Origin of the sequence: Burkholderia sp. PAMC 26561, from assembly GCF_001557535.2 — a bacterium.
Classification (GTDB): domain Bacteria; phylum Pseudomonadota; class Gammaproteobacteria; order Burkholderiales; family Burkholderiaceae; genus Caballeronia.
Genome location: NZ_CP014306.1, coordinates 84,052 through 105,176 on the forward strand (window position 1 = coordinate 84,052; position 21,125 = coordinate 105,176).

Annotated in this window: 19 protein-coding genes; 8 read left to right on the forward strand and 11 right to left on the reverse strand. The window is 61.2% G+C overall.

The features are described 5' to 3' along the window. Positions 1-12: 12 nt before the first annotated feature. The 5 genes from AXG89_RS00445 to sugE form a co-directional block, all read right to left on the reverse strand. A complete protein-coding gene (locus AXG89_RS00445) occupies positions 13-609 on the reverse strand; it encodes a DUF924 family protein (protein WP_062167114.1) in 597 nt (198 codons plus the stop codon). Positions 610-626: 17 nt separating this feature from the next. Continuing rightward, positions 627-1,049, reverse strand: a complete 423-nt coding sequence (locus AXG89_RS00450) for a group II truncated hemoglobin (protein WP_062167116.1) — start codon at positions 1,047-1,049, stop codon at positions 627-629. Between the two features lie 20 nt (positions 1,050-1,069). Then, the gene (locus tag AXG89_RS00455) at positions 1,070-3,610 is read right to left on the reverse strand and encodes an ABC transporter permease (RefSeq protein ID WP_082771437.1); all 2,541 of its coding nucleotides are present in this window, start codon (positions 3,608-3,610) and stop codon (positions 1,070-1,072) included. 107 nt (positions 3,611-3,717) lie between these two features. After that, on the reverse strand, positions 3,718-4,362 hold the full coding sequence (locus tag AXG89_RS00460) for a DUF4126 domain-containing protein (RefSeq protein WP_061999857.1): 645 nt from the start codon (positions 4,360-4,362) through the stop codon (positions 3,718-3,720). 371 nt (positions 4,363-4,733) lie between these two features. Further along, complete coding sequence (gene sugE, locus AXG89_RS00465; protein WP_062170154.1) at positions 4,734-5,054, reverse strand: quaternary ammonium compound efflux SMR transporter SugE; 321 nt, start codon at positions 5,052-5,054, stop codon at positions 4,734-4,736. Positions 5,055-5,309: 255 nt separating this feature from the next. Here sugE and AXG89_RS00470 point away from each other — a divergent pair, with 255 nt between their 5' ends. After that, complete coding sequence (locus tag AXG89_RS00470) at positions 5,310-6,773, forward strand: cytochrome ubiquinol oxidase subunit I (protein WP_061999859.1); 1,464 nt, start codon at positions 5,310-5,312, stop codon at positions 6,771-6,773. Next, positions 6,770-7,774 (forward strand): cytochrome d ubiquinol oxidase subunit II, encoded by a 1,005-nt coding sequence (cydB, locus tag AXG89_RS00475; RefSeq protein ID WP_205583053.1) that lies wholly within the window; start codon positions 6,770-6,772, stop codon positions 7,772-7,774. Before AXG89_RS00470 ends, cydB begins: the two co-directional genes overlap by 4 nt. Positions 7,775-7,778: 4 nt before the next feature. Here the strand turns inward: cydB and AXG89_RS00480 are convergent, their stop codons facing one another. Genes AXG89_RS00480 through AXG89_RS00490 form a run of 3 tightly spaced genes read right to left on the reverse strand, consistent with a single transcriptional unit; the run spans position 7,779 to position 10,216 of the window. Then, positions 7,779-8,249 carry a hypothetical protein gene (locus AXG89_RS00480; protein ID WP_062167119.1) on the reverse strand — a complete coding sequence of 157 codons (471 nt, stop codon included), beginning with the start codon at positions 8,247-8,249 and terminating at the stop codon, positions 7,779-7,781. 27 nt (positions 8,250-8,276) lie between these two features. Next, complete coding sequence (locus AXG89_RS00485) at positions 8,277-8,840, reverse strand: peroxiredoxin (RefSeq protein ID WP_062167121.1); 564 nt, start codon at positions 8,838-8,840, stop codon at positions 8,277-8,279. Between the two features lie 50 nt (positions 8,841-8,890). After that, positions 8,891-10,216, reverse strand: a complete 1,326-nt coding sequence (locus AXG89_RS00490) for an EAL and HDOD domain-containing protein (RefSeq protein ID WP_082771296.1) — start codon at positions 10,214-10,216, stop codon at positions 8,891-8,893. Between the two features lie 11 nt (positions 10,217-10,227). Between AXG89_RS00490 and AXG89_RS00495 the strand changes: the two genes are divergently transcribed. The 3 genes from AXG89_RS00495 (at position 10,228) to AXG89_RS00505 (ending at position 14,360) form a co-directional block, all read left to right on the forward strand. Beyond that, positions 10,228-10,413 carry a hypothetical protein gene (locus AXG89_RS00495; protein ID WP_075357100.1) on the forward strand — a complete coding sequence of 62 codons (186 nt, stop codon included), beginning with the start codon at positions 10,228-10,230 and terminating at the stop codon, positions 10,411-10,413. Positions 10,414-10,699: 286 nt separating this feature from the next. Next, positions 10,700-12,652: a putative bifunctional diguanylate cyclase/phosphodiesterase gene (locus AXG89_RS00500; protein ID WP_082771438.1), complete on the forward strand. Its 1,953-nt coding sequence runs from the start codon at positions 10,700-10,702 to the stop codon at positions 12,650-12,652. A 232-nt stretch (positions 12,653-12,884) separates the two neighbouring features. Next, entirely contained in the window at positions 12,885-14,360 is a 1,476-nt protein-coding gene (locus tag AXG89_RS00505; protein WP_062167124.1) for an HDOD domain-containing protein, read from the forward strand. A 24-nt stretch (positions 14,361-14,384) separates the two neighbouring features. Here AXG89_RS00505 and AXG89_RS00510 read toward each other — a convergent pair whose 3' ends face one another. Beyond that, a complete protein-coding gene (locus AXG89_RS00510; RefSeq protein WP_062167126.1) occupies positions 14,385-14,837 on the reverse strand; it encodes a hypothetical protein in 453 nt (150 codons plus the stop codon). A gap of 191 nt (positions 14,838-15,028) precedes the next feature. Continuing rightward, entirely contained in the window at positions 15,029-16,621 is a 1,593-nt protein-coding gene (locus tag AXG89_RS00515) for a methyl-accepting chemotaxis protein (protein ID WP_062170158.1), read from the reverse strand. Between the two features lie 310 nt (positions 16,622-16,931). Between AXG89_RS00515 and AXG89_RS00520 the strand changes: the two genes are divergently transcribed. The 3 genes from AXG89_RS00520 (at position 16,932) to AXG89_RS00530 (ending at position 19,133) form a co-directional block, all read left to right on the forward strand. Next, the gene (locus tag AXG89_RS00520; RefSeq protein ID WP_062167128.1) at positions 16,932-18,185 is read left to right on the forward strand and encodes an MFS transporter; all 1,254 of its coding nucleotides are present in this window, start codon (positions 16,932-16,934) and stop codon (positions 18,183-18,185) included. Positions 18,186-18,324: 139 nt separating this feature from the next. Beyond that, positions 18,325-18,630 carry a hypothetical protein gene (locus AXG89_RS00525; protein ID WP_236873350.1) on the forward strand — a complete coding sequence of 102 codons (306 nt, stop codon included), beginning with the start codon at positions 18,325-18,327 and terminating at the stop codon, positions 18,628-18,630. After that, positions 18,609-19,133: a helix-turn-helix transcriptional regulator gene (locus AXG89_RS00530; RefSeq protein WP_062167130.1), complete on the forward strand. Its 525-nt coding sequence runs from the start codon at positions 18,609-18,611 to the stop codon at positions 19,131-19,133. Before AXG89_RS00525 ends, AXG89_RS00530 begins: the two co-directional genes overlap by 22 nt. Positions 19,134-19,172: 39 nt before the next feature. Here the strand turns inward: AXG89_RS00530 and AXG89_RS00535 are convergent, their stop codons facing one another. Beyond that, on the reverse strand, positions 19,173-21,068 hold the full coding sequence (locus AXG89_RS00535; protein ID WP_062167132.1) for a propionate--CoA ligase: 1,896 nt from the start codon (positions 21,066-21,068) through the stop codon (positions 19,173-19,175). Positions 21,069-21,125 lie beyond the last annotated feature (57 nt).

Below are 21,125 nucleotides of genomic sequence, written 5' to 3' on the forward strand. Positions count from 1 at the left end.
GTCCCTGCGGTTTCAGAAGCCGCGATTCATTTTCAACCACTCAAGCTCTTCGGCCGTCGACTCGCGGCCGAGGATCGCATTTCGATGTGGAAAGCGTCCGAATGTCTCGATCACTTCAGCGTGAAGGATTGCGTACTTCAACCCTGATTCGATGTCCTTATCGCGGGTTTCATCGAAGAGGATTTGATGGAGGCGCACGGCTTCTCGCTGGCTTTCGAGGTTCTCGTCGTGCTCGAACGGCATGGCGACGAACATGCGGTGACAGGGTGTCGGCAAGCTGCGTTCTTTGCCTGTATCGACCAGTTCCCGGGCGAGCTTCAGCGCCATCATGTCGCCGGAAAACGCGCGCTGCGTTCCGCGAAAACAATTGCGCGTGAACTGATCGAGCATCACGATCAACGCCAACGCGCCGGGCGGCGTGGCCTGCCACGATGCAAGTTCTCCCCTCAACGCCGATTCAAGCATCGGGCCGAAACGCTCACGGAGTGAGGCATCGAAAGCGGGGCTTTTCTTGAACCACTGCCTGCGCGCATGGCCGAATCCGGGCGAATCCGGCGTGCCGAACCAGGCGTCCAGCACTGCCTGAGCGTCAGGATCAAGGGTACTCATGGGCGTTGCCTTTGCGCTCAGCCCGGACGATTGCGCATCCAGTCGGCGGTATCGAAGAAAGAGGTGAGGAGGCGCTCGCGCATGATCTCGGTGAGGCCGATGTCCTCCATTGCCCATGCCATGCAGCGCAACCACTGATCGCGTTCCGGCGATGCAATCGCAAAAGGCAGATGCCGTGCGCGCAGACGCGGATGGCCAAACTTGGCTATGTAGTAATCGGGGCCGCCCATCCAGCCGCACAGGAACCAGAAGAATTTATCGCGAGAATTGTCGAGCGTGGGCGGATGCAAACCGCGCAGCACGGCGAATTCCGGCTCCAGGTCCATCAGGTCGTAGAACCGGTCGACGAGCGCGCGGACACGCTCCTCGCCGCCAATCAGTTCGAATGCCGTCGGTTGCGGCGTTTCTTGAGTCGTTGCGTCGGAAGTTGCTTCGGTCATGCGTATCTTTTGAAAATATCTCAGGCATCGCGCAGCGATTGCAGCGCCGGACGCGACAGCACGCGGCGCAGGCTCAACCAGCCACCGAGCCCCGAACAGACCACGCCCGCAGCAATGCCGGCCGGCACGAGCCATGGATTGAAGTCGATGTGAAATTCGAACACGCGCGTCGCAAGCAAAAAGCCGATGCCTTGCGCACCGAGCGCCGCCATCAGGCCGCTTAACGCACCCACCGCGATGAACTCCGCCGTCTGCACCGAGCGCACCTGCTTGTGCGAAGCGCCGAGCGCGCGCAGCAGCGCGGACTCGCGCATGCGTTCGTCGCGCGTACCGGCGAGCGCGGCGTACAACACGAGCACGCCTGCTGCCAGCGTGAAGATGAAAAGGAACTGCACGGCGCCAATGACCTGTTCCAGCACGCGCTGGATTTGCGCGAGGATCGGCGCGGTATCGATGGCGGTCACATTCGGATACTGCCCGACCAACCCGTCGATCAATCCCTGCTGCCCCGGCGGCAAATGGAAACTCGTGATGAACGTGGCGGGCAGGTCGCTGATGGACGGCGGCGGCATCAGAACGAAGAAGTTCACCTTGAACGAATTCCAGTCGACCTTGCGCAGACTCGTGACCGGCCCTTCCACATGCATGCCGGCGACATCGAAACGCAACGTGTCGCCGAGCTTCACGCCTATGGTCTTGGCGAGGCCCTGTTCTATCGATACTTGTGCCTTGCCGTCCGTGCCGTACCAATCGCCGCCAACCAGACGGTTATCGCTTGGCAGCTCCGTGGTGTACGACAAGTTGAATTCGCGGTCGACCAGCCGTTTTGCATCGGCTTTCTCGTAGTTGTCGGGGCTGACCGCTTTGCCGTTGACGGCGACGAGACGGCCTCGCACCATCGGCGACAGGGCGGCATCGGCCTGGCCATGCTGTTGCAGATAGCTCATGACGCCGGCGCGCTGGTCGGGCTGGATATCGATGAGAAACTGATTCGGCGCATCGGGCGGAGTGGATTGCCGCCATCCGGCGATCAAGTCGCTGCGTGTCATGGCAATCAGCAACAGGCACATCAAGCCGATACCCAACGCCGTGATCTGCAACGCGCTTGCGCCACTGCGCCGTTCAAGCGATGCGAGTGCATAACGCCAGCCCACGCCCGCGCCCACGCGCTCGCTGCGAACGAAGCGCGCCGCCGCCCAGAGCGCCACACGCGCAACCAGGCCGAACACGAGCAAGCCGCCCGCAAAACCGCCGGCAACGATCCCGCCCAGCTTCCATTCGCCCGCCGCGACAACAAGCAATCCGGCGAAGAGCAGCACGCCAACGGCATACGCAATCCACGCGATCCGGCCTGCATCGCCGAGTTCGCGGCGAATCACGCGTACCGGCGGCACGCGTGTCAGCGGCAACAACGGCGGCACCGCGAAGCCGAGCAGCAGTACGAGTCCGGTCGCCACGCCCTGCACTGCCGGCCAGATGCTGGGCGATGGCAATTCGACATCGACGAGTGTTCCGAGCCAACTGAGCAGCACCAGATGCCCACCGAAGCCGAGCACGACGCCAACCACGCTGCCCAGCACGCCCACCAGCAAGAACTCGCCTATGAACAACGATCGCAACGTCGCCTGGCTGACACCCAGGCAGCGCATCGCGGCGCAACCATCAAGATGACGACGCGCGAACCGGTGCGACGCCATCGCGATCGCGACCGCTGCAAGCAGTGCGGTCAAAAGCGAAACCAGCGTAAGAAAGTGACTTGCCCGGTCGATCGTCTGGCGCACCTGCGGCTGGCCGTCCTGCAGCGACTCAAGCGCCACGCCGCGCAATTTGCTGCCTTCAGTCGCAGCGCCGTTCGCCCCGGCAACCGGTTTTCCATCGACCTTGTTGCGGGCAAATTCGGCGAATTGCTTGACCTGTGCGTCCGGCCCGGCCACCAACAGCCGATACGTCACGCGGCTGCCAAACGTAATGAGGCCGGTGGACGGGAGTTCATCGGCACGCATCATCAGGCGCGGCGAGAAGCTCACGAACGAAAACCCGCGATCGAGTTCGCGCGTGATGATCGCGGACACCTTGAACGCACGCGTGCCGACGCGAACCGTGCCGCCGACCGGGACTTTGAGCGCATCGAGCAAGGCAGGATCAGCCCATACGGTGCCGGGAGCGGGGATGGAAGTGGCGGGGGCGTCGGGCTGACCGACCGCCGGCGCAATACGCAGCGCGCCTCGCAGCGGATAACCGGGCGATACAGCCTTGAGCGCCGATAGCCGGGCAACAGGCGCGGAACCCGCACCGGCGACACCGGCGCTGATCATGCTGGGGAAAATTGCGGTGGTTGCGGTCTGGAGCTTGAGTTGCGCTGCTTCGGCGGCAAACGATGGATCGACGGGATGATCGGCGCGAACGACAAAGTCCGCTGCAATCATCTGGCGCGCATCGCGCTCGAGTCCCTGCCGCATCCGGTCGCCGAGGAAACCAACGCTCGCGAGCGCGGCAACCGCAAGCACGAGCGCAAGAATGAGCATGGTCAGCTCGCCGGCGCGCCAGTCGCGCGCCGTCATGCGTAGCGACTGCCGCGCAATCTGCCCGATACCCAGTCCACGCTGACTCAAATCCCGCTTCGATCCCTGCTTCGAATCCGAACCGCTGCTATCCACGCTGCTGGTGCTCAATCGTGCTTGCTCCTGAACGGTCCGCCAGAATTCACGCGTGCCGTGACGCTCGGGGCCGCCACCATGTGTTTGGCCATCCGGCCGAATCCGCCGCGCACGCCTCTCACGAGCCGCGGCAGCGCCCATCCGGCGCACAGCAGGAACGCGATGATCAATAGCAGACACAACAACGGCACGAACAGCGCGAGCGTGATGCCGAGCAGCGCGCCGAAGTCTTCGGTGGCGGAGGCAACCCAGTTCGATACCGGTTCCGGCGACAAATTGATGAGCGCGCGCGTTCCGGCCTTAGCCAGATGCGCCGCACCCGCGAGCGTCCCGCCGGCAAGCGCCGCGATGGTCAGAAGGGCCGGATCGGCGTGACCGAACGCGCCGACGGCAAGCACGGCGCCGGCAGGAATGCGGATAAAAGTATGAATGGCGTCCCAGAGGGAGTCGAATGCGGGGATTTTATCGGCGAAAAATTCGACGATGGTCAGCGCCGCTGCCACGCCGATCACCCACGGAGACGCAAGCACCGAGAGCGTTTCGGGCAGGTGGATCAGACCCAGCCGCTCGAACAATCCCGCCACGAATACCGTCAGATATAGTCGCAGCCCGCTGGCCCACGAGAGTCCCGCTGCCAGCGAAAGTGCTTCAAGCATCACCGCCTCCTTGCGCGCTGCTCACCCCGCGCCAGGCATCAGGACCGTCACGGCGTTCCTGAATTGAGTGTTTTACCCTTCGCCTGGATGAAGCATCGGGTGGGGATAATGGACAAAACATGAAGCATTCGGGCGCCAGGCACCGGTTACTCCGGACCCGCTGGCTGTCTGAACCCATTATAGCCACGGCTGGCCCGCCGATGCAGCGCGTCATATTTCCGATGTGTCGAGCACCCAAGTTCGCGATTCAACCCTTAAAGCCGAAGAACCGGTGAAGCGGAATGCACCACTGTTTAACGGCCGATTTATTGATTGTTTGAGCCGTTAATGCAGCAGGAACCGTTGCAAGAGCACTGCAATATCCGTTGCGATCAATGTCCCGAGGACAATTTCAACCCAATAAGCCCGACCACGATTAGCGCCGCGCTCGCGACCCGCGCCACGGTAAGCGCCTCGCCCATCATCACGATGCCGAAGATGAACGCACCGACCGCGCCGATGCCCGTCCAGACTGCGTAAGCGGTCCCGAGCGGCAATTGACGCATGGCCATGGCGAGCAGCACGAAGCTGCCGGTCGCCGTCACGATGGTGAAAACGGATGGCCACAGCCGCGTGAACCCCTCGGAAGTCTTGAGGCCCGCGGCCCACGCGACTTCGAGCAAACCGGCGATAAACAATAGAAACCAGGACATGGACATTCCCCTGAACGAAAATGGGGCCGTCCCCGGTGTGATCGATGCGTGCGTGGTCGTCCACGCAGCGTGTAATGAAAGCGTAATTATATCAACGATGACAAAACGCCGCATGTGACGCGTTTGATTACGCTGTTACGCGGCCCGCCGGGTTCTCATTCAGAAGGCGCCCTAAATAAAACCGTCGTTTATCGAAATCCTGGTTTAATCTAAGTCGTCAATCGCGCCATAGAAAACTTCTCATGCGGAGTGTTCATGGAATTAGATGCCGTTTTGCTGTCCCGTTTTCAATTCGCGTGGGTCATTGCTTTTCATATCCTGTTGCCGGCGTTCACCGTTGGCCTGTCATGTTTTATCGCGACACTGGAAGTGCTTTGGTGGGTGACCAAACGCGACGTCTACAGGCGGCTCTCGGCGTTCTGGCTCAAGATATTCGCGGTGTCGTTCGGCATGGGCGTGGTGTCCGGGATCGTGATGCCGTTCCAGTTCGGCACCAACTGGAGCCGCTTCACCGATGCCACCGCGAGCGTGATCGGCCCGTTGATGGGGTACGAAGTCCTCACCGCGTTTTTTCTCGAAGCCGCGTTTCTCGGCGTGCTGCTCTTCGGCCGCAAGCTCGTGCCGCAATGGGCGCACGTGTTGGCCGCGTTTTTCGTGGCGTCGGGCACGGTGATCTCGTCGTTCTGGATTCTCGCGGTCAATAGCTGGATGCAGACGCCGCGCGGCTACAAGATCCTGCCCGACGGCCGCTTCGAAGTGACCAGTTTCTTCGACGCCATCTTCACGCCCTCCTTCCCGTACCGCCTCGGCCACACGGTCAGCGCTTTTCTCGTCACGGCCGCGTTCGTCATTCTGGGCGTGGGCGCCATGTACTTGCGCCAGCGCCGGTCGCTGGAAGAAAGCCGCGTGATGACGAAGATGGCGCTGATCTTCCTGATGATCATGGTGCCGGTGCAGATGGTTATCGGCGATATGCACGGTCTCAATACGCGCGAGCATCAGCCCGCAAAACTCGCCGCCATGGAAGGACTGTGGGAAACCGGATCGCGCATTCCCGCCGCCATCTTCGCCATTCCCGATCAGGAGAATGAACGCAACCGCTTCGAAATATCGATACCCGTGCTCGGCAGCATTTATCTCACGCACGATCCAAACGGCGTCGTGCAAGGGCTGAAAGACTTTCCGCGCGAGGACCGGCCAAACGTTGCCGTGGTCTTCTTCGCGTTCCGGATCATGGTCGGCATCGCCGTGCTGATGTTCGTGCTGGTGCTCTCCGGCATCGTGCTATTTGCGCGCGGCAAGCTCGAAACCAGCCAGCGCTGGCTGCGATGCGCCACGTATGGCATGCCGCTCGGGTTTATCGCCGTGCTGGCCGGCTGGACCACCACTGAAAGCGGTCGTCAGCCGTGGACCGTCTATGGCCTGATGCGCACGAGCGATTCGGTCACGCCATCATTGAAGGCCGGCGATGTCGGGCTCTCGTGGCTGCTTTACGTGCTGGCGTACATCGTGATTTTCGGCTCCGGCTACATCCTGCTGCGACGCCTCGTGCGCCTCGGTCCCGCCGACGAACACATCGAAACCGATCACGACCTGCTGCAACCAGAGACACGTGCGGCGCGGCCTTTATCGGCGGCATCGGCGAGTGCTGCGGGGGCTTCGGGCGCGGTCAAAGCCGTCCGGGCCGACGATGTCGTTCCGCCAGCCAGGAGACCATGATGCTCGACCTCGTGCCGATGTGGGCCGCCATCCTGGCGCTTGCCGTATTCATGTACGTGCTGCTCGACGGCTTCGATCTCGGCGTCGGGATGGTGTTCCTGCTCCGCCGCGACCCCGTAGAGAGGCAGTTGATGATCAACTCGGTCGCCCCGGTCTGGGACTTCAATGAAACGTGGCTGATCCTCGGCGGCGGCGGCTTGCTGGCGGTGTTTCCGCTGGCGTTTTCGATCATCGTGCCGGCGGTTTATTTTCCGATCCTGCTGATGCTGCTCGGGCTGATCTTTCGCGGCGTCGCCTTCGAATTCCGCGAGGTGGTCGGCGCGCGCAAGTGGATCTGGGACGGCGCGTTCGGATATGGATCGCTGATCGCGACGTTTTCGCAGGGCGTGGTGCTCGGAATGTTCATCCAGGGCTTTCCGATACACGGCCGCGTTTTTATCGGCACGAGCTGGGACTGGATCGCGCCGTTTCCGCTCTTGACGGGCATCGGGTTGATCTTCGGTTATGCGTTGCAGGGCACGACGTGGCTCGTGCTTAAAACCGAGGGCGAACTGCAGGAATGGGCGCGCGGCATGGCAAAGAAGGTGTTGTTCGGCGTGATCGCGTTCATCTTGCTGATCAGCATCTGGACGCCGCTCAAGGACGCACGGATTTCGGAGCGCTGGTTCAGTTTTCCCGCAAGCTTCGTGTTTGCGCCGGTGCCGGTGCTGACAGTACTGCTCATATGGACGTTATGGTCGGCGCTCGGCAAGAGAAAGGAAGTCGTGCCGTTCATGTGTTCGATCGGCTTGTTCTTCCTCGCGTTCACGGGCCTTGTGATCAGCTTGTGGCCGTTTATTGCGCCGCCATCGGTGACGTTATGGGATGCGTCCACAACGCCGCTTTCACAGCAGTTTTTGCTCATCGGAACGATGTTCCTGCTGCCCGTGATCGTGCTCTATGTAGTCTGGTCGTACTGGGTATTTCGCGGCAAAGTGCGCGGTGACATGGGTTATCACTAGGCGGTCACAGTTTTGGATCCGTGGCCTTTTGCAAGATCCGGCTCCACTTGTGTGCCTCGCGGCGATCGCGCATGGGCATTACCCATTTCGCTTGCGTGGTGTCGGCGACATCGAGCACGACCTGCCACGCCTGGCCCGCAGAACCTGCTTCCATGCGCGCGCCACGCAGGTCGGCAAAGATGTACATGCCGGTGCGCTCACCCACGCGAATCTCGCACAGGCGCTTGACCGCCGCTACCCTTACACCGCCCCAGTCGCCCTTTATCTCGTGCGTCCAGTCGCCGTCGCGGACATTGGGGGCGACTTCTTTCCATCGGAACCAGAAGTAGGCGGCAACGGCCACCACGATCAAACCCGCCACGATCGCGGCGCCGAGGGCAACGCCGAAACCGAACGCCGCCGAGATTTCGTGGAAGGACCAGAACGCGCCGTAAATCACAGCGACAAGAACGACAAGTGCAACGATGATCGGCATCGGCAAACAACCTTAAGTGCAAAGGATTTACTGCGTCTTGTGCTTCGCGTTCCAGTCCTTCAACGCCTGCAACGTATTTGCCACGTGCTGGTCCGGCGAGAGACTCGTGTATTCGTAGATCACCTTGCCATCGGGCGCGATCACGTATGAAACGCGGTTTGCCATGGAGTTGATGAGCGGCATGGACGCGTCATATTGCTTGATGATTTTCGAGTCGGCATCCGCGGCAACCGGGAATTTGCTGCGGCACTCGCTCACCGAAAACCTCTTCAGTGTGTCGATGTTGTCATGCGACACGCCAATCACGGTTGCGCCTTGCGCCTTGTATTCATCGACGGCATCGGCGAATTCATGCGCTTCAATCGTGCAGCCCTTCGTGAATGCGGCCGGATAGAAATACAACACGACCGGGCCCTTCTTCAACGCGCTCGCGAGTGAATAGTCGAAGACATTCCCGCCCAGCGACGCCTGCGTCGTGAAAGACGGCGCCTGATCGCCCGGCTTCAGGGTTGCATAGGCAACCAGCGCATAAGCCCCGAGCGCGGCGCCTAGCGACAAACCCAGCAACTTCCCCGCAAACTTTCGTTTCATGACACTCCCTTCGTTTTGATTGGGTATTTTGTTCGGGTAATACGTGCGCGCTACTCCACCCGATGCGCGCCGAACCACGTGGCGGCCTCGAACTGCAACTCGGCAAGCACGACCGGCGTCAGTACAGCAAACCCGGCATTCGAGCCGGTACTCGAATCGAGCTCCGGCGCATCGCCCCGTTCGGCTGCCTGCGAGATCCGTAACAACGCGCCAAGCGGTCCGCTGCCTTCGACGATCGCGTCGCAAATCTCCCTGGACAACTTCAGCAACTGGATGATCTCGACGGGCGGCAGATCCACGACTACATGCACGAGCGAAAAGATGCCGGTCATGAAAGCCGCATCGGCGAATTCTTCATTCGATGGCTGCATGACGCGCGCCGCCAGCTCCATGAAGCGCGCGCGTGTGCCCACGAGCTGCACGAGCGGGTCCGAGCGCCACGGCAAATGGCGTCCATCGGCGTACAGCAGCAACTGCGTCCAGCGTGAAATCTGCCGCGTGCCGGTCGCCGCAATCGCCTCGCGCAGCGATGAAACCGGACGTGCCAGCTTGAACGCGCTTGAATTGGCAAGACGCAGCAACTGCACGACCACATTTGGATTGAGCTTGAGTTCGGCTTCGAGTTCCGCAATCCCGGGTTCGCCCGACAACACGCCGAGCAATCGCAACAGCGCGGTGCGCGATGGATTCGAGCGTCGCGTCACGAGCACCTGCGGACGCGCGAAGAAATAACCCTGGAACAGGTCGAAGCCGAGCTTGCTGGCTTCATCGAAGTCCTGGTGGGTCTCGATCTTCTCTGCAATCAAGGTCTTGCCATGACGCTTGAGCGTGGCCGCGAGTTCCGGAATATGGGCACGGTCAGCGGCGAGAAAGTCGATCTTCACGTAATCCACGTAAGGCAGCGCTTCGTGCAGCGGTTCGGTCAGCGCGACGACATCGTCGAGGGCGAACTGAAAGCCTGCCGCGCGCAATTGCTCGCAGCGCTTGAAGAGCCTGGCGTCGAAGGTGACGGTTTCGAGGATTTCGAGCACGAAGCGCTCGGGCGGCATGATGTGGACGATGTCATCGAACAGCAGGTCGCGGTTCATGTTCACGAAGCCGCGATGATCGCCGAGCACGGCCGACAGACCGATCTCACCGACCGTTCGCGCCACGACATGAGCTGTGGCCTGGACATCGTCGAAAATGCGCGCGCGATTGTCGGGGCTGTCGCGAAAAAGCAGTTCGTACGCATGCAGCGCGCCCTTGCGATCGATGATCGGCTGGCGCCCCAGATAGACACTTTCCGGTTCGCGGGGTGCGGACGAATCAGCGGACAGGTCAGCCTGTCCATCAGCAGAATCGCCTGGCGGTGGCGTGCGATCAACCGGCTGCATTGATCGATCCGATGGCTTCATTCCGTGCCGCGTGCTTGCAGGCGCACCCCGGACACGCCGGAGACCGGCGCGGCGTGATGCTGGCGTTGGCGGCGCGCGGCTTGTGGTCCGGCTGTGACGATCGGCTTGGGGACACGGTCATGGCGTACGGCAAATGGAACGGTAACAACTGGATAACGGCGACGGAGGATGAATGATTCGTGCCTCCTCCAGCCCCACTCTACCCCAAATCCGGGTAGTGACAAATTGCTTCAAACCCGCTGGCATGAAGGCTTTCAGCCGCGCGGCCATTCTTCTAAAGAATTCAGCGACACAACCGTTAACTTGCAAAGAACAGTCCGACTCGCGGCTGCCGGCACTTCCGGCGGCTTGCGTCAGCATCGCCGGCAATCCTCCAGCACTACGATGCGGCGCGCGCGCCGGACAGCGCGTGCCGCGCTTCCGAAGGCCAGGCGCGCGTTCAGACAGGCCAAACCAGACAACATGCAAGTAAAACGGACACGCGCTCAGCGCTTCAATGCATGGCTTGCCGTCGCCGCCCAGACCCGCAGCGCAGTGCGCCGGGCTGCCGCGACGCTGGCCGCAGCCGCGCAAGCCAGTTGCACTCCCAAGCTCGCTACCGTCGATGCTCCCGCCGCCGGTGTGAAACCGTATGTGCCGCTTCCGCTGAACGCAGTGCGGCTCGTCCAGGTTTCGTCGGCGCGCGGCGAAGATGCACATCCAGTCGCCGCAATCGACGCGCCCGAGCGGGTCCCATCAGGCATCGCAAACGAAGCGACGCTTGCCGCCGTCGACTTTCTTGCCCAAGTGGATGCGTCGCTGCAGGTCGGCTATGTATCGGAGAGAAGTGTCGAGTTCCTCGGCTATCACCGTGACTACCTGAGCTCCTTGACGCTTCACGAGCTGGTGGCAACGGAGGAAATCGATGAACTCGATGCCCTCGTCGTCCGTGCACGGCAAAGCGGCAAGCTGGAGACAGCGACACTCCACTTGCTCAAGTCGCTGACAACGCCGATTCTTGTCGAGCTGCGGATCCTCTCGACGCCCGACGATGGCTTCGCCGTCTCCGCCTTCGAAGTCTCGCACTGGCGTGAGACCGAAGCCGCCTTGCGGCACGCGCTCAATCACGATCCGCTCACGGGCCTGGAAAACCTGACAGCCTTGCAAGCGGCACTCGATGCCGCCCAGGCCGAAGCCGTGCACACGCAAACGCACGCGGCGCTGCTGCGGGTGGATATCGATGATTTCCAGCGCATCAACCGCGCGCTCGGTTATGACGCCGGCGACGACATGCTGCGCGAGACCGCACGCCGGCTGCAGCATGCTGCGCGCGCGGGCGAGCGCGTGGCGCGGGTATCGAGCGACGAATTCGCCGTATTGATGGCGGCAGGGACGGCGCACGAAGCAATCGCAGCGGCCGAAGATCTCGGCCGGCGTTTGCTGAGCGCGGTGGCGCAGCCCTATAAATATCGCGGGCAGCACACGCATTTGTCCGCGAGTATCGGGGCGGCGATCTACCCCGATGCCGTCGAGCATACCGGCAGCAGCCTGTTGCGCATGGCCGATCATGCGCTCGCCCAAGCCAAGGGCTCGGGCGGCAATATCGTCGTGTTCCATGCGCCCGACAACGATCCGCGCGACGCCGAACGCCTGAACCTGGAAGCCGATTTGTACGAAGGCGTGCGCAACGGCGAGTTTGCGCTGCATTTCCAGCCGATCACCGAAAGCCGTCACGGCGGCGTGGTCGGCGTAGAAGCGCTGATCCGCTGGCAGCATCCGGTGCATGGCCTGGTGCCGCCGGCGGCTTTCATCTCGCTGGCGGAATCGATTGGCCTGATCAACTATCTCGGCAACTGGGTTCTGAAAGCAGCGTGCATGCAACTGGTGCAGTGGGACAAGGACGGCATCAGGCTGGATTACGTGTCGGTGAACGTGTCGCCGCAGCAGTTCCGCGACAAACGCTTCACCCAGAACGTGAAGGACGCGCTCGATCTGACGGGCCTGGACCCGAGCCGGCTGGTCTTCGAAATCACCGAAAGCCTTTTGATGCACGATCCCGAAGAAGCCACGCTGCTGCTGGAAACGCTGGCGGCGCTCGGCATCCACTTTGCCGTCGATGACTTCGGCACCGGCTATTCAAGCCTGTCCTATTTGCAGCGCTTTCCGCTTTCGAAGCTCAAGATCGACCGGAGTTTCATCGAAAACTTGCTGACGTCCCGTAATAATCGGGCGATCGTCACCGCCGTGGTGGGACTCGCCAAATCCCTCGGGCTGGAACTGGTCGCGGAAGGCGTCGAGACGCAAGCGCAGCGTGATCTGCTGATCGAGATGGGCTGTGATCAAATACAGGGCTGGCTGATCAGCAAGGCGCTTCCCGCCACCGAACTGAAGCGTTGCTTTGAGGATAAAACGCTCTTTCTCCAGGCGTCTTTATGAGATACCGTCACGTGGTACGGCAAGTCTCGCGTCTCGCTTAAAGCTTGTGTGCTGTTGCGCCGTTATAAGGCATAGACGCCACGGACTTGCGTACCTGACTCATGCAAGTTTTTCCGCGCATTACACATCGGCTGAGTCAAACGCGCGTTGCCGGCCTCAACACCGCCAACGCGCCCGACCCAAGCTGGCTCAGCCAACTGGACTGGAACCTGCAAGGCATTACACCAATCGCATGGCAAGCAATACCAAAGCCGAATTACTGGACAAACTGTGGGCGCGCATGAGCGAGCGCGGGGATTTCCCCATGCTCTCGCAGGCCTTGCGCACCACGGTATCCGCCATGGGCGACGACGACCTGGACTTTACGGCCCTCGTCCAGGTCGTTCTGTCTGACTTCGGCCTCACGCAGAAGGTGTTGCGGCTCGCCAATTCCGCGATGTACATCTCGTTCGGCGGCAACATCACGACCGTCACGCGCGCGCTGATGGTCCTCGGCATGGACGCGGTCGGCCATCTCGTGGTCGGGCTGAAACTCGTCGATCACTTTCATCACAGCGCGCCGCGCCGTATCGATGCCAAGCTCGAACTGAACCGCACCCTGCTCTCCGGCGCGGTCGCGCGGCAAGTGACCGAGCGCAGTGAATTCCGTACATCGGAAGAAGCGGTGGTCTGTACGCTGATGCGGCAGATCGGCAAGCTCCTGGTTGCGTTTTATCTCGAGACCGAATGGGACCAGTTGCGCCGCAAAGCCGCCGCCGAGCATATCAGCGACAGCATTGCATGCGGCGCGCTGCTGGGCGTCACATTTGAGGAAATCGGCATCGAGGCCGCGGACCGCTGGCGTTTGCCGGAGACCATCCGTACCGGCATGCTCACGCGCGACCCGCTTGCACCAATCGACGAAAAAACGCCGCGCCACGTACGCTGGCTGCAGGCAGTCACGAACTATTCCACCGAAGTCGCCGATGCGCTCACTGCGCAGCATGTCGATGAAGCCCATCGCGAGAATTCGTTGATCGACATTGCGAACCGCTACAGCCGCGCGCTTGCGACCGATGCGGCGACGCTTGCCGAGATGAGCCTCGCGCTCGCGAACGAGGATTCGAACGATGGTGTGATGCGCGAGATCGTGGAACTGCGGGCGGACGCCGATGCCATCGCGCGTGCGGAGTTGTCGGCAGAAGCGCGGATTGCGGCGAGCCTCGACGACTTGCGCTCGCTGCCATCGAAGAACGCATTGGCGCCCGTGCTCGCACTTGCGTCCGAAGCCGTGCTCGCCGGGCTTTCGTTTTCGCGCACTGTCGTGTTCGTGCGTCAGGTCAACGATGAATTCCAGGCGCGGCTTGGACTCGGCCCGGGCGTGGAATCGCTGTTGCCGTCGCTGACATTCCCGGCGGCGTTCCAGCCGGACGTGTTCCATCTGGCAATCTCGAATCCGGTGGGGATTTTTATCGAGAATGCGCGCGACCCGCGTATCGATGCACGCCTGCCGCGCTGGTTCAAATCGTCTTTCAGCGATGCCCACGCGTTCGTCCTCCTGCCGGTGAAAGCAAACGGCTCGACGGTGGCAATGCTTTACGGCGACTGGACCGACGCGCAGCACGTGCGGAAGATCACATCCATGGAAATGTCCGCGTTGAACGACCTGATGCGAGAGCTAAGCCGTTTTTTTAGCAACGCCGACTGGAAAGAAATGGAATTGATCTAGTCGGCGCGGCTGAACCTGGCCCGGCTACTCGCGCCAGAGGATTGCAACCGCCTGATCCCCGTACTCCACGATGTAACCCCCATGCTCGCGCTGCCAGTCACGGCTTTCAGCAGCGCTTGCAAACCACACTTTTTCGTAATCGCCGAAAGCGCCGGCATCGAAGCGGTATCTGTCGATGACGGCGGGCGCTTGCGTATCCACCACGGCTTGACAGGCATCCCAGCCAAAATGTCCCAGCTCGACGGCGAGCATGTTCAGCACATGCTTGAGCTGGATCGCCGCGCGCTTTTCGTGCAGTTGCGTAAGCGTCGTTGCCTCGCGCATCACGCCCGCTGCGAGCAGACGGCGAAGGACGGGCATCGCGGTGCTCGTGCTTTCTCCGCGGGCGAGACGAAGCAGCCGGCGCGCATGGCGTCGAAGGAACTCGGTATTGCACGAATCTGTATTGGCAGTGCGAGGTGCAGATGTAGACCACATGACGTTTCTCCTTAATGCGCCGTTCTCGCTGCGGCTAAAGGTTCAACGTTGCGGTTTATCCAGATGAAGAGATAACGCGTGACAGGTGCTTTCACTTTCGCGAGACCGGGCGCCCTGCCGCGCCCGTCGCGAATTCTAGAACGAAGACCCGCTTTCGGGCAAGCCTTCGTTCTATCGAATACAACGTTACATCACTTCAACTGAAACTTGCCGACGAGTTGTTTCAACGCGTGCGCCTGATCGTCGAGCGATTGCGCCGCGGCCGCCGCCTGTTCGACGAGCGCCGCATTTTGCTGCGTGCCGGCGTCCATCTGCGTGACCGCGTGATTGATCTCTTCGATACCGCTGCTCTGCTCCGCCGACGCCGCCGATATCTCGCCCATGATGTCCGTCACGCGCTTCACCGCGCGCACGACTTCGTCCATGGTCGCGCCAGCTTCGTGGGCGAACGTGGAGCCATCGGATACACGCGAGACCGATGTATGGATCAAACCCTTGATCTCCTTCGCCGCTGCCGATGACCGTTGCGCCAGGCTTCGCACTTCACCCGCGACGACCGCGAAACCACGCCCTTCTTCGCCGGCCCGCGCGGCTTCCACAGCCGCATTGAGCGCGAGGATATTCGTCTGGAACGCAATCCCTTCAATCACGCCGATGATGTCGCCAATGCTCTTCGCGCTGGCGTTGATCTGCTCCATGGTCGCGACCACGCGGCCCACGACCTCGCCGCCCTTCTCCGCGATCTCCGACGCGTTGTGCGCGAGCGAGCTGGCCTGCTTCGCGTTCTCGGCGTTCTGGCGCACGGTGGACGTCAATTGCTCCATGCTCGACGCTGTCTTCTCCAAGGCGACGGCCTGCTGTTCCGTGCGCTGCGACAAGTCCACGTTGCCTTGCGAGATCTCACCCGATGCCGATGCAATCGCCTCCGCGCTCGCCGCAATTTCGCCGACCGTCGTCGATAAACCCGACTGCATGCCCGAAAGCGCGTAGAGCATGCTGGTGTTATCGCGCTTGGCGATGGTGATGCGGTTGGACAGATCGCCCGCGGCGATGCGGCTTGCGATCTGCATCGCGTAGACGGGTTCGCCGCCGAGTTGCCTGGAAAGACGCCGCACGACCCATTCGCTCACTAAAAACGCCAGCGCGATCAGCGCCAGCGTCAACACGGCAACCATCACGAACGACACGTGATAAATCGATGAAGCGGTATCGATGGTCGCCTTCGCCGCCACTCCGCGCTGCTCGATCAGCACGTTGACGAGTTTCTCGAGCTTGCCGGTCGCCACCAGCAGCGATACGTCCTGCATGCCGACCTGCCAGTTCATCTGCGACAAGTCGAGCGGCTGTTCCTTCATCAGCTTCACGAACGCGCGCAAGTCGCTGCTCCACGCGCCAACGGCTTTCGCCATCGCCTTCTGGCCGCCGGTTGGATCGGCGAAACCTTGCAACTGGGTTTGATCGCGGCCAATGTCGGCCAGCGCATGTTCTATGTCCGCGCCGAGTTCGTCGCGCTCCTTCGCCGTCGTCGCGGTCAGCAACATCTTTTGCGAGCGGCTCGCGCGCAACATGGCCGCGCGCAGGTCCTCGGCCGCGCGGCTCGCCACATACCCTTCGCGATAAATCGATTCCGTCGAGCCGTTGAGCCGGCTGATCTGCGTCAGCGCAATCACGCCGATAACCAGCGTCCCGATCAACAGCAATGCGAAGGCGAGCCGCAGCGATGCTTTGACGGACAGCGAACGGCCGCTTGTCCCGACGGCCTGATGCAGCGAAAGCAATTTCATCGATTGAAATCCCAGGTTTTGATTGGTCACTCGCGTAACAAACCGCCTTGTAAGCGGCAAGCGCGAGTACATCAATGGTCAACGGCGGGAACCGGCAGTTCTTTAGCGCTGTTTTCAGCGTTTGTTGCAAAGCCGGCTTTGATGAGCAAAACGCATGGAAAACCCGGATGAGATCGGCATCTACTGTCCTGTTCGCAACAAAACTTGGCCGGACAATGGATAGAGGACACTTTAAAATTACAAAAACGGGTTATCTGCTTCAGCTCAGGTGGATAACGAATGCAACGCGAGACCTCCCCAGCCCTTCACCATGCAGACGAGTATCGATAAAAACGCGCTTGGCGCCGCGCCGTCCTTGAGTCCGGCGAGTTCGTCGATCACGGCCGTTCCCCGCACCGTATTTTCAGTATTGGGCGCGATCAGTTTTGCGCATTTGCTCAACGACATGATCCAGTCGCTGATCCTTGCCATTTACCCAATGTTCAAAAGCGAGTTTTCGCTCTCGTTCGGGCAAATCGGGCTGATCACGCTGACGTACCAGATCACGGCGTCGTTATTGCAACCGCTAGTCGGGCTTTACACCGACAAACATCCGAAACCGTATTCATTGCCCATTGGCATGGGATTTACGCTGTGTGGCCTGTTATTGATGTCGATGGCAGGAAGCTTCCCGGTCTTGCTGATCGCGGCCGCGCTTGTCGGGTGCGGTTCGTCGATCTTCCATCCGGAATCGTCGCGTGTGGCGCGCATGGCGTCGGGCGGCCGGCACGGCCTCGCGCAATCGGTGTTTCAGGTCGGAGGCAACGCGGGCAGTTCACTCGGGCCTTTGTTGGCGGCATTGGTCATCATGCCCCACGGACAACGCAGCATTGCATGGTTCTCCGCCGCCGCGCTGCTTGCGATCGTGGTGCTGTTCGGCATTGGCCGGTGGTATCAGAGCCATCCCGCAGTCAAGAAATCGCGTCATTCCGCCGTGGTTTCTGCATTGCCTCGCAAAAAGGTGATGATCGCGATGGCAGTCCTGATGCTGCTCACGTTCTCGAAGTATTTTTATCTCGCCAGCATCAGCAGCTACTTCACTTTTTATCTGATCAGCAAGTTTCATTTGGCCGTAGAGACGGCGCAGGTTCACCTTTTCTGGTTCCTCGCGGCAGTCGCGGTGGGCACCATTGTCGGCGGCCCTGTTGGTGACAAGATCGGCCGCAAGGTCGTGATCTGGGTATCCATCCTGGGCGTCGCGCCCTTCACCCTCATGCTGCCGTTCGCCAACCTGTTCTGGACCGGCGTGCTGTCCGTTGTGATCGGTTTGATTCTGGCGTCGGCGTTCTCGGCCATTCTGGTCTATGCGACCGAACTGGTTCCCGGCAAGGTTGGCATGGTTGCGGGGCTCTTCTTCGGCTTTGCCTTCGGCATGGGCGGAATCGGCGCGGCAGTCCTTGGCCATCTGGCTGACGCGACGAGCATCAACTATGTCTATAAGGTTTGTTCGTTCCTGCCGCTGATCGGAGTCCTGACTATCCTGTTGCCCAATACCCGCGAGAAACCGGTATCGGCGCACATGTGATGCTCCCGGTCGCGTGAGCAGGACAGGCACACGACCGGCGAAAGCACGACTCCAAAACGAGTTTTCGTTTCGATGTTCCAGCGCTGCCTCTGGTTGTCACTTGACAACCAGAGGCAGCGCTTCTATTATGGAGCTAAGGATGACTCGTTCAAAGCATCACAAGAAGGAAATTGAAGAGGCCCTGCGGCATGCTGAATCATACGGCTGGCGCGTTGAAGAAGGCGGAAGCCATGCCTGGGGACGGATGTACTGTCCATTCAACGAGGCCACTTGCCGTTGCGGCGAGTTTTGTATCACCAGTATCTGGAGCACACCTAAAAACGCTGTCAATCATGCGCGGGCTTTAAAACGCGTAGTGGACAACTGCGCGATCCAGATAGAAAAGCCTTCCCATCAAACAGTGGTCTTATTTAAAACGACGCCATGGAATACACGTTCACATTGAAATACCGGCTCTCGGAAACCGACTGCGATCACGAGGAGTTGATTGGGCGCCTTGCCGCCGCCGGATGCGACGACGCGCTGATTGGCATTGGACAACCGGGCCGCATCGCGCTGGCATTCACGCGGGAAGCGGACAGCGCGGAAGCCGCGTTGATGAGCGCCTTGGCGGACGTCAAGTCAGCCATTCCAACGGCCGCGCTCGTGGAGGCATCGCCTGATTTTGTCGGCCTGACGGACGTCGCCGATACCATCGGCGTCACGCGCCAGAACATGCGCAAGCTGATGCTCGCGAATCCCTCGACCTTCCCCTCGCCGGTTCATGAAGGCAGCGCCGTGGTATGGCATCTGGCGGAGATCCTGGACTGGCTCGACGCTCGCGGAACGTATCAACTTGAGCAAGCCGTGCACGAAGTCGCGGCCACCACCATGCAGATCAACCTGGCGAAGGAATCAGTGCATGGATCGCCGAAGACGCAATCGGTGCTGCAGAAGCTGGTTCGTTGAGAAAGCCGAAGCGTTCCGGGCGGCGCACCTGGAACCGGGTCATTGGCGTGTCAAAGCCTCTTTCACCTGCACCAGCGCTCCGGCATCTTCGATCATCGGGAGATCACCCGGGTCGCGGCCTTCAGCGAGTGCCGCGATCGCGCGCCGCAGTAGTTTGCCTGAGCGCGTCTTCGGCAGCATCGCGAGGAAATGCACACGGGCGGGACGGGCGATCGCTCCCAACTGTGAGTCGACACTGCGCGCAAGCTCCGCTTCAAGCGCTTCGCGGGCGCCTTCTTGGTCCAGCGCCTGGACATCGCGCAACACAACGAATGCGAGCGCGACCTGGCCTTTGACCGGATCGGCAACGCCTACAACCGCCACCTCGGCCACCGACCTGTGACTGCTGATCGCTTCCTCGATCTCACGCGTGCCCAGCCGGTGTCCCGCCACGTTGATCACGTCGTCGGTGCGACCGAGGATCGACACGTAGCCGTCTTCGTCGGTCACGCCCCAGTCGAATGTCGAATACAACTGATGCCCGGGAATGCTCCGCCAATACGTCTTGATGAAACGTGAATCGTCGCCCCATACGGTCTGCATGCAGCCCGGCGGCAACGGATAATCGAGCGCGATCACGCCCTTCTCTCCAGGCGCGCAAACCTCACCGGTTGCTTCGTTACGCACGGTCAATGCGAAGCCCATCGATGGCACGCCGGGAGAACCCAGTTTCGGCGGCAACGGTTCGATCCCTCTGGGAATCGCGATCATGGGCCAGCCGGTTTCGGTCTGCCAGTAATTGTCGACGACCGGTTTTTTAAGCGCGCTCTGGATCCATTGCGCCGTGGGTTCATCGAGCGGTTCGCCGGCCAGGAAGAGCGTTCGCAGACTCGATAAATCCGCTTGCTCCATCAGCTTCGGGTCCTGTTTCTTCAGCACGCGCAGCGCGGTCGGCGCGGTGAACATCAGGTTGATCTTGTGCTGCTCGATGATGCGCCACCAGATCCCGCCGTCGGGGCGAACAGGCGTGCCTTCGTACATGACCGTGGTCAGCCCGGCAATCAGCGGCGCGTAGATGATGTAGCTGTGCCCGACCACCCAGCCCACGTCGGAAGCGGTCCACATGGTGTCGCCAGGTTTGCCCTGGAAGATGTGTTCCATCGATGCCGCCAGCGCCACTGCATAGCCGCCCACGTCTCGTTGCACGCCCTTCGGCTTGCCCGTCGTCCCCGACGTGTAGAGCACGTACGAAGGTTCGTTCGACTCCAGCCATACGCATGGAACCTGGGCATCGAAGAATTGTGCGCGCAGCGGTTCGTATTCGACCAGATACGGCGCCTGCAACCGCTCAGGCGCGAGTTGCCGGTCGATCAGCAACACGTTCGCGACCTTGTGTTCGGCGCGCGCCAGCGCTTCATCCACGAGCGGCGTGTAGTCGATCACCCTGCCCGCACGCGCGCCGGCATCGGCGGTGACGATCAGAACGGGCGTCGCGTCGTCGATGCGCGCCGCGAGGCTCGGCGCCGCAAAGCCGCCGAACACGACCGAATGAACCGCGCCGAGCCGTGCGCACGCGAGCATGGCGAACAGGGCTTCGGGGATCATCGGCAAGTAGATCAGCACGCGCTCGCCCTGCTTCACGCCAAGGGAGCGCATCACGGCGGCCATGCGATTCACTTCAGCGTGCAGTTCGGCGTAGGTATAACGCCGCTCGATGCCCGTTTCCGTCGATACATATACGAGCGCATTCTGCTCGCCGCGCGAGGCGAGATGACGGTCGACGGCGTTGTAGCAGAGATTGGTCTTGCCGCCGACAAACCAGCGCGCAAACGGCGGATTGCTGCGGTCGAGGACCTGATCGAATGGCGTTTCCCAATGGATGCGCCGTGCCTGTTCGCCCCAGAACGATTCCGGATCGTCGATCGAACGGCGGTGAGCTTCACGATAAGTCGGCATTCGAACCTCTGTCGGGTAGCGGAATCGCCGCGTCCGGATCATCCGGGCGCGGCGAAT